The 8612-nt window shown below is 73.4% G+C and carries 10 protein-coding genes; 4 read left to right on the top strand and 6 right to left on the bottom strand.

The window, feature by feature from the left end; translation table 11 throughout:
- Positions 1–178 precede the first annotated feature (178 nt).
- Entirely contained in the window at positions 179–829 is a 651-nt protein-coding gene (locus ACWEK3_RS41650; RefSeq protein ID WP_390723311.1) for an ankyrin repeat domain-containing protein, read from the bottom strand.
- 274 nt (positions 830–1103) lie between these two features.
- The gene (locus tag ACWEK3_RS41645) at positions 1104–1676 is read right to left on the bottom strand and encodes a GlcG/HbpS family heme-binding protein (RefSeq protein WP_450547533.1); all 573 of its coding nucleotides are present in this window, start codon (positions 1674–1676) and stop codon (positions 1104–1106) included.
- Between the two features lie 331 nt (positions 1677–2007).
- Here ACWEK3_RS41645 and ACWEK3_RS41640 point away from each other — a divergent pair, with 331 nt between their 5' ends.
- Positions 2008–3321, top strand: a complete 1314-nt coding sequence (locus tag ACWEK3_RS41640; protein ID WP_450547531.1) for a sensor histidine kinase — start codon at positions 2008–2010, stop codon at positions 3319–3321.
- Positions 3318–3980, top strand: coding sequence for a response regulator transcription factor (locus ACWEK3_RS41635; RefSeq protein WP_361425866.1), 663 nt, complete (start codon positions 3318–3320; stop codon positions 3978–3980). The genes ACWEK3_RS41640 and ACWEK3_RS41635 overlap by 4 nt, the downstream gene beginning before the upstream one ends.
- Before the next feature lie 59 nt (positions 3981–4039).
- Here the strand turns inward: ACWEK3_RS41635 and ACWEK3_RS41630 are convergent, their stop codons facing one another.
- The 3 genes from ACWEK3_RS41630 to ACWEK3_RS41620 all read right to left on the bottom strand — a co-directional run bounded on the left by ACWEK3_RS41630 (position 4040) and on the right by ACWEK3_RS41620 (position 6492).
- Positions 4040–4495 (bottom strand): SRPBCC family protein, encoded by a 456-nt coding sequence (locus ACWEK3_RS41630; RefSeq protein ID WP_384429411.1) that lies wholly within the window; start codon positions 4493–4495, stop codon positions 4040–4042.
- A 72-nt stretch (positions 4496–4567) separates the two neighbouring features.
- On the bottom strand, positions 4568–5212 hold the full coding sequence (locus tag ACWEK3_RS41625) for a response regulator (RefSeq protein ID WP_453252190.1): 645 nt from the start codon (positions 5210–5212) through the stop codon (positions 4568–4570).
- A gap of 32 nt (positions 5213–5244) precedes the next feature.
- Positions 5245–6492: a sensor histidine kinase gene (locus tag ACWEK3_RS41620; protein WP_453252189.1), complete on the bottom strand. Its 1248-nt coding sequence runs from the start codon at positions 6490–6492 to the stop codon at positions 5245–5247.
- A gap of 122 nt (positions 6493–6614) precedes the next feature.
- Here ACWEK3_RS41620 and ACWEK3_RS41615 point away from each other — a divergent pair, with 122 nt between their 5' ends.
- Together ACWEK3_RS41615 and ACWEK3_RS41610 are read left to right on the top strand one after the other, a co-directional pair.
- Entirely contained in the window at positions 6615–7199 is a 585-nt protein-coding gene (locus tag ACWEK3_RS41615) for a class I SAM-dependent methyltransferase (protein WP_453252188.1), read from the top strand.
- Between the two features lie 126 nt (positions 7200–7325).
- On the top strand, positions 7326–7508 hold the full coding sequence (locus ACWEK3_RS41610; RefSeq protein ID WP_450547532.1) for a DUF6083 domain-containing protein: 183 nt from the start codon (positions 7326–7328) through the stop codon (positions 7506–7508).
- Between the two features lie 14 nt (positions 7509–7522).
- Here ACWEK3_RS41610 and ACWEK3_RS41605 read toward each other — a convergent pair whose 3' ends face one another.
- A complete protein-coding gene (locus ACWEK3_RS41605; RefSeq protein WP_450547527.1) occupies positions 7523–8179 on the bottom strand; it encodes a class I SAM-dependent methyltransferase in 657 nt (218 codons plus the stop codon).
- Between the last annotated feature and the right edge of the window lie 433 nt (positions 8180–8612).

Genomic DNA, 8612 nt, shown 5'->3' with positions numbered 1-8612 from the left:
CTGCCTGCCGATCCAGGACGTGGTACCCGGCCTGACGGTGCAGGGCCCCGTCCCGGCCCTGACCGACCGCCTGCGCGAACTGCACCGCGACTTCCGCGTCGGCCGGCCGGGCACGGCCGCCTCCTGACAGCGGGATGGGAGGGCGCGGCCGGGGTGTCGACGCCTGGCGCGCGTCCGGTCACCGCCGCTCGGCCGTGCCGCGTTCCGGGTCCGCCTGCGCTTCGGCCTCGCGCAGCAGGGCCGCGATCCCGCGGAAGCCGCGGCGTTCGGCGTGGGCGCGGGCCGTCGTCCCGTCGGCGTCCGGCAGCAGCGGGTCGGCGCCCGCCCCGAGCAGCACCTCCACGATCTCCTGATGCGTGCGCCCGCCGTCACCGAGGATCACCGCCTCCAGCAGCGCCGTCCAGCCAAGCCGGTTGACGTGGTCGACGTCGATGCCGGTCTCGGCCAGTACGGCCCGTACGTAGGCCACGTGACCGCGCTCGCTCGCCGGGATCACCGACACCCCGCCGAACCGGTTGGTCAGCCTCAGGTCGGGCCCACCGGGCAGCAGTGCGCGCATCATCGCCACACTTCCGGTGACGCCGGTCACCAGCCAGGCGCTGTCCAGGCGATCGTCCTGCGCGTTCACGTCCGCACCCGCGTCGACCAGTACCCGGGCCGCCTCCACCTCGTCGGCGAGGGCCGCTCGCAGCAGGGGCGTACGGCCCTGCTCGTCACGTGCCTCACGGTCGGCACCGGCTGCGAGCGCCTCGCGGACGGCGGCGACGTCGCCGTGGTGTGCGGCGTCCAGCAGGGCGCGGTCGGTCGGGGAAAGCGACTTCTTGGCCACGACGGAACTCCTCCACAGGGTGGCAACGGACAACGGGACGACAACGGCGTCGGCGGCAAGGACGACAAGCAAAGCGACAAACAAAGCAAGGACGACAAGCAAAGCAGAGGAGCGGAAAAGGGTGGCCGGCGGGAAGCCGGGAGGGCGGGAGAAGCCGGAACCCGCGGCGCGCGGGGCGAATGCCCCCGCGCGCCGCGGTGGCCGAGTGCTCGCCGGTTCGGGGACGTCGCTCACTTCGGGACGCCGGTCACTCGGGTGGTGCTACAGGATGGGGTCAGCCCCCGTTGCTGATCGCCGCGACACCGGCCTGGGCGAACTTCTCGTCCAGGTCGCCGGACGGGGCGCCCGCGACGCCGACGCCCGCGATCGGGCCGTTGTTGTACGCGACCGGGGCGCCGCCCGCCAGGAACAGCGTGCCCGGGATGTCCTTCAGGGTCGGTGCCGAGTCCAGGCGCTTGACCAGCTCGGAGGTGGGCGCGTTCCAGGAGACGGCGGTGTACGCCTTCTTGATCGCCGAGTCGTAGGACTGGGGGCCGGCACCGTCGCCGCGCAGGGTGACGATCGTGTTGCCGTTGCGGTCCACGACCGCGACGGTCACCCGCTGGCCCTCCTTCTGGGCGGCCTTCAGCGCCGCCAGCGCGGCGTCGGCGGCGGCGTCGGCCGTCAGGTGGGTGCTGGTGGTCGTGGCCTTGCTCTTCACCGCGGCCACGGCCGCGACCGGAGCGGTGGCCGGGGTGTCGGCGGAGGCGGACACCGCTCCGACCACACCGGCACCGACCGCTGCCACGGCCGCCACGGAGGTGATGGCCTTGGCGCGGGCGGAGAACTTCTTGGCCTTGTGCTGCATCACGGGTACCTCTCCAGTCGTGTCACGTTCCCCGGCACCCGGACCGCCGGATCGGCCGTACCTGAGCGGGTGTCGGAGAACTCGGCGCTTGCTGCGCCGTGCCTCAACCCTCGACCCGCTCAGCACGCCCGACCGTCGACGTACCGGCTGCTTCCGGCGCGCGGAACGGCGGACGTCGGGGTCATCCGATCGGTTGACCGCCTGCCGTGCCGACCGGGCGACAATGGCAGTGTTTGCCGAGCTCGGGGCCCTTCCGCCGAGGCCGCGCCAAGGCCTGCCCGCCGCCGAGCCACCGCCATGTCCGTACGTCCCGGCCGGGGAGGAACAGCCCATGCCGTCCAGGAACCGGCCCTCCCCGGCCGGCCCGAGCACCGCCGACAGCGAATCCCGCAGGCTGGCGTTCGTCATCCATCTGGCGTTCTTCCTGCTGCTCGGCTCCGCCCTGTTCCGGTACGTCCAGCGGCACAACGCCCAGCCCCAGGTGCCGGCTGTCCTGGCCCTGTCCGGCGTCCTCGCCCTGCTGTACGTCGTCGGCCACCGCACGGCGGTCGCCGCGGCCGGCGCGGGCACGGCGGCCGTCCCCGGGACGGATTCGCCCTCCTCCCTGGGCTCGGCCTCCGCGAGCCGCGGGCGGCCTCCCCTCACCGGGCTGCTGTGGCTGGGCGCGCTCGTCGGCGTGTGGGCCGTACTGGTCGCCCTGGCGCCCAGCTTCGCCTGGTGCGCGGTGCCGCTGTTCTACACCGCGCTGCGCACCCTGCCGACGCCCGCCGCGTACACCCTGGTGACGTTCTTCACCGCCTTCGTCGTCGTCGCGCAGCTGCGGCTGGCCGACCGTCTCGACGTGGACCTGGTGATCGGTCCCCCGGCCGTCGCCGCCCTGGCGACCGCGGTCTTCACCTACATGGACCGGCAGGCGACCCGGCAGGCCGCCCTGATCCGCGACCTGGTGCGCACCCGTCGCGAACTCGCCGCCACCGAGCGCCGCGAGGGCACTCTCGCCGAGCGCCAGCGGCTGGCCATGGAGATCCACGACACCCTCGCGCAGAGCCTGTCCAGCCAGCGGATGCTCCTCCAGGCCGCCGACCGGCTGTGGGAAACCGAACCGGCGCGGGCCCGCGCCCATCTGCGCACCGCCGGGTCGATCGCCGAGAGCAGCCTGGCCGAGGCCCGCCGATTCGTGCACGACCTGGCGCCCGCCGACCTCGCCGAGGGCGGCGGCCTGGAGTCGGCCCTGCGGGTCCTGGCCACCCGCGAGACCACGCCCGAACTCACCGTGACCTGCCTCGTCGACGGCACGCCGGGACCGTCCGGGCTGCCGGACCGGGTGCAGTCCGCGCTGCTGCGCATCGCCCAGGGCGCCCTCGCCAACGTCCGGGAGCACTCCGGTGCCACCCGGGCCGCCCTCACCCTCACCCACCTGGAGGACCAGGTCCGGCTGGACATCGCCGACAACGGCCGCGGCTTCGACACCGCCGCACTGCCGGAGCGCGCCGTCGGGGTCCGCGGGCACGGCCTGCCCGCGATCCGGGCCAGGGTCGGCCAGTTGGGTGGCACCCTCACCATCGAGTCCGCGCCAGGTGACGGCACCGTCGTCTCCGCGGCCGTCCCACACCGTCCCACTACCGCGGAGGTCCCCACTCCATGAACCGGACCGAACCCACCGAAGGCACCGAACCGGCGACCGTACGGCTCGTCCTGTGCGACGACCACGCCGTGGTCCGCGCCGGGCTGCGCGCCCTGCTCGGCAGCGCCCCGGGGATCGATGTGGTGGGCGAGGCGGACAGCGGCGCGGAGGCCGTCGCGCTCGCCTCGAAGCTCGTCCCCGACGTGGTTCTCATGGACCTGCAACTCGGCGACGGGATGGACGGTGTGGAGGCCACGCGCCGCATCACCGCCGACTCCGGCGGCTCGGTCCATGTGCTGGTCCTGACGACCTACGACACCGACGCCGACATCACCCGTGCCATCGAGGCGGGCGCCACCGGCTACCTACTCAAGGCCGAGCGCCCCGATGAGCTGTTCACGGCCATCCACAGCGCCGCCGCCGGCCGCACCGCCCTGTCCGCTCCCGTCGCCCAACGGGTCATGACCCGCATGCGCAGCCCGCGCCCCAAACTCACCGACCGCGAGCGCGACATCCTCGGCCAGCTGGCCCGCGGGCTGACCAACCGGGACATCGCCAAGGCCCTCTTCCTGAGCGAGGCCACCGTCAAGACGCACCTGGGGCGCATCTACGACAAGCTCGGCGTCGACACCCGCGCCGGCGCCGTGGCCGTCGCCAAGGAACAGCGCCTACTGCCCTGACGAGCACGGCCGGCTCGCTCGCGGGTCTTCCCTGGGTCTTCCCTGGGTCTTCCCGTCACTCACCGGCTGTGTTCGGCGTACTCCCGGAAGTGTTCCAGATCGCTGCGGACGAGCCGTTCGATCGCGTTGGCCTGGGCGAATCCCCTGGGGCCGCCGAATGCCTCCCGGACGGTGTCGGGGTCGTACTCCAGTCGTGCCTGGACCCGGGTGTTTCCCTGGTCGATGGGGTGCAGGGTGAGGGAGCACTTCAGTTCCGGGGCTCCCGTGGTGTGCCATTCCATCACGCGGTCCCCTGCGCGGTCGGAGACCTCGGCCTCCATCTGCCGGGACCGTCCGCCCGCCTCGACGTCCAACTGGGCACGGCCATCGGCCTCCGCACGGGCGTCCCGCACGCCGTCCATGAAGCGGGGATAGTTCTCCACCCGGTGAAGGCTGTCCCAGGCGCTGTCGATGGGGACTCCGACGTCGATGTGTTCTTCGAGGGTGCTCATGGCGACCTCCACGGCTCGGCTCACGTCGCACGTCCTTCTGCCTCCAGTGTGCGCCCCGCCCCGGCGGGCCGGGGGCCCGGAGCAGGCGGCCGGGGGTCAGGCGCCCACCCGGACCAGGCCGCTCTCGTAGGCGAAGACGACCGCGTGGACGCGGTCCCGCAGGCCCAGCTTGGACAGCAGGCGGCCGAGGTGGGTCTTGACGGTGCTCTCGCCGAGGAAGAGGCGCGTGGCGATGTCCGCGTTGCTCAGTCCCCGGGCGACCAGGGCCAGCACCTCACGTTCGCGCTCGGTCAGCCGCGACAGCCGCTCACGCTCGGCGGGGCGGGCCTCGGGCAGGACGAAGCGCTCCACGAGGCGGCGGATGACGGAGGGCGCCATCATCACCTCGCCCCGCAGCACGGCCCGTACGGTGACCAGGATCTCCTCCCCCAGCGCGTCCTTGACCAGGAACCCGCTGGCGCCCGCGCGCAGCGCTCCGTAGGCGTACTCGTCGAGGTCGAAGGTGGTCACCACCAGGACCTTCGGAGCGGACGGCCGGGCGCGGATGTGCCGGGTGGCGGCCAGGCCGTCCAGGTCCGGCATGCGTACGTCCATGAGGACGAGGTCGGGTTCCAGTTCGGCGCTGAGGGCGACGGCGGTGTGCCCGTCCGCGGCCTCCCCGACGACGGTGAGGTCGGGCTGGCCGCCGATCACCATGCGCAGCCCCATCCGGATCAGCTCCTGGTCGTCGCAGAGCAGCACACGGTACGGACGGTGCGGCGCCGCGGCCCCGCTCACCGCACCGCCCCGGCAGATGCGGGCGGCCCCGGCCGCAGCGTCGCGTCCACGCGGTAGCCGCCCTCCGGGGTGGGACCGGCGCAGACGGTGCCGCCGTAGAGGGCCGAGCGCTGCCTCATCCCCTCGACGCCCCGCCCGGCCGAGGGCAAGGCGACCTTGGGTGCGGCTCCCACGCCCGGCGAGTTGTCGACGCGGATGCGGATGCGGCGCTCCGGTCCCGGAGAACCGACCTCGACCAGGACCCGGACCGCGGCGTTCGGTGCGGCGTGTTTGACGACGTTCGTCAGCGCCTCCTGCACGATCCGGTAGGTCTGCAGAGCGGCGCCCGCGGGCAGGCCGCGCCGGTCCCCGCGCAGTTCCAGGGTGGCCGCACCGGGGAAGCGGGCGACGAGGGAGCGCAGCTCGTCCAGGCCCGGCTGCGGCCCGTCCGGCCCGGTGCGCGGGTGCCCGTCCTCCCCGTCCCCCTGAGGACGCAGCACGTCCAGCAGGCGACGCAGTTCGACAAGCGCGTCGCGACCGGTGGCACTGATCGTCTCGAGCGCCCGGTGCGCGGCCGCCGGGTCGGCGTGTCCGGCCAGCCTGCCGCCCTCGGCGTTGACGACCATGACGCTCACGCCGTGGGCGAGGATGTCGTGGATCTCACGAGCGATCCGTGCGCGTTCGTCGGCGACGGCGGCGCGGGCCAGGACGGCACGCTGGGACTCCGCCAGTTCGGTGCGGCGCGCGAACTCGGCGAGATGGGCGCGCCGGGCCCGGACGTACTCGCCCCACACCCACGACCCGGCCAGCCAGAACGTCACGGAGGCGGGCGTCCACCAGGCGCCGTGCCCCCCTTGAGCCCCCTGTTCGTACGACCGCAGCCAGTCCGGAACCCACAGCAGCACGCACCCGGCCGCGCACGCGGCCGCCGCGGCGGCGGGGCGGCGCAGACCGCGGACCACGAGCGTGTAGAGCAGCGCCGCCATGGCGAGGGCGCCCCGGCCCACTTCCTGCCCCCACACGTGGCCCAGGTACTGCGCCCAGAACGCGGCCGTGACCACCACGGCGACGGCGTGGGGGTACCGGCGCCGCCACAGCAGCGGCAGGACCAGTGCGGCGTGGACCACCGCCTGCACCCACACCGGCCGCCAGCCGGCCTGTTCGCGGATCACGGGCGGTACGCCCACCAGGACCACCAACACCGCGTCCGGCAGCCAGGGATGACGCCGCCGCCAGTGCGACAGGCTCTCCATGAGACGAAGCACCGCCTCAAGCTATGCCGCCCCGCAGCCCGGCACGTCGTCCCGTGGGGGGCAGTGGGATCCTCCCCGAGGACTACACACCCGGCCCTCGGACACGACGTACGGCTACGCCGCGGGTGCCGAGCATGAGCGGCGTGTCGATCACCACGCAATTCCTCAAACACCCGCTGACGACGGGCGCGATCGCCGCCAGTTCACCGGGGCTGGCCCGCGCCATGACCCGTGGGATCGGGCTGGAGACCGCCTCCCTCGTCGTCGAACTCGGCCCCGGCACAGGCGCGATCACCCGGTCGATCCTTCGTCTGATGGCGCCGGGCACCCGCCTGGTCGCCATCGAGATCAATCCCGGGTTCGCCGCCCGCCTCGAAGCCGCTCACCGGGACGACCGGCTCACCGTCGTCCGGGGCGCGGCATCCGAGGTCGCCACCGTGACCCGGGAGCCGGTGCACGCGGTGGTCTCCGGGCTGCCGTGGACCGTCATGCCCGAACGGCAGCGACACCGCACTCTCGAAGCCGTCGCCCAGGTGCTGAGGCCGCGCGGCCGCTTCACCACCTTCGCCTACTGCCACGCGGCCTGGACCCCGCCCGCCCGCCGCTTCGCCTCGGAACTGCGCAGCCATTTCGCCACGGTGGAACGCACCGCGGTGGTGTGGCCCAATCTGCCGCCGGCGTTCGTCTACCGGGCCGGTCACCAATCGGCGGAACGCTGACGGAATCACGTCGCCTCCGGCTCCGGGTCCCCGCGGTGCACGGCCGGGCTACGCTCCCCGGATGGCTGGTCCCTCGGCGGCCACCGCTGGCACGTCGACACCGACGGCGCCGCGTGGAACGGCGGCCTGGAGGAACCCTCACCCGGCACCACCTGCCGCATCCCCCATCAACTGGCGTGCCCAGGCCTGACTCCGGACGAGATCGAACCGTGGCGGTGGCTGGCCTCGGTCCGCGATGAGAACGCGCGACGGGCCCGGCAGAAGGCCGATGCCGCAGGCTGTCCCGGGCGCCTGCCCGACACCGGATGAGCGGCAGCGCGCGTTCAGTGCTCTGCCTCGCGGGGGCGCTCGGCCGTGCCGAGGATGTGGGTGGCGGCCGGCAGGGGGAGGCGGGTTTCGGGGAAGGCGAACCTCTCCTCCTCAGTGAGAGTGAACCCGGCCGCGGTGATGGCGGACTGGGTGTCGCGGCCGGTGTGGCAGCCTCCGCACAGCAGTGGCCAGAAGGTCGCGTCCACGGCACGCTGGACGCGGCGCATGCCCGGCGTGTCCGCCTGGACGTGCTCGAAGAACCGCATGCGGCCTCCGGGCCGCAGGACGCGGTGGATCTCGGCCAGGGCCGCCGCCGGGTCTGCCACCGAGCACAGGGTGAGGCACACGACGGCCGCGTCGAACGAGGCGTCGGGCACCGGCAGTTGCTCGGCCCGGCCGTCCACGACCTCCACCTCCGCGGGCACGGCGCGGGCCGCTTCCGCGGCCAGGGCACGCAGTCGGGGCTCCGGCTCGACGGCCAGGACGCGTCTCACCTCGGCCGGGTAGTGCGGGAAGTTCAGTCCATTGCCCGCGCCGATCTCGATGACCCGGCCGGACAGACCGGCCACCAGGCGCTTCCGGTACCGCGTGATGCCGGCCCTCTCCAGGCCGGGACCGGCGACACGGGCGTAGAAGCGGGCGAAGACGGGGTGGCGGACCTGTGGGGCCATGGCGGATCACCGGATTCGTGTGAGGGGCGGTGCCTGGTGGTCATCGCGAGCATGTGCTCCGCCCCAGCACACCACACAACTAACCTGCTGACGCTTGTCAGAAGCACCCCCTAGAGTGATCCGCCTATTGATCTGATGGTGTGCTGAAACGGGGGAAGAGTGAGCAGGAACCTGCGGATCGGAGCGTCCAAGCGGTGGGTGTGCGCAGCGGTCGTGGCCGTCGGCGCACTGGCGGGTTGTGGCAGGCATGACGCGGTCGTTCCCGGAGCGGACGGGGCAGCGGGAATGCCGCAACCCCCCGCGCCGGGCCAGAACCTGAGCGGCGCCACCCTCTGCGACTAGTGCTGCGACCGGAAAGGTTCACCGGCTCGCGACGCCCGGCACGGCACTCCCCCAGCCTTCGGCCGGGGGTACCCCCACGCCGCGTTGTCGC

This window comes from Streptomyces sp. NPDC004721 (assembly GCF_053601495.1).
The sequence above is the reverse complement of the archived record's forward strand: the minus strand, read 5'-3'. Positions and strand labels throughout refer to the sequence as shown.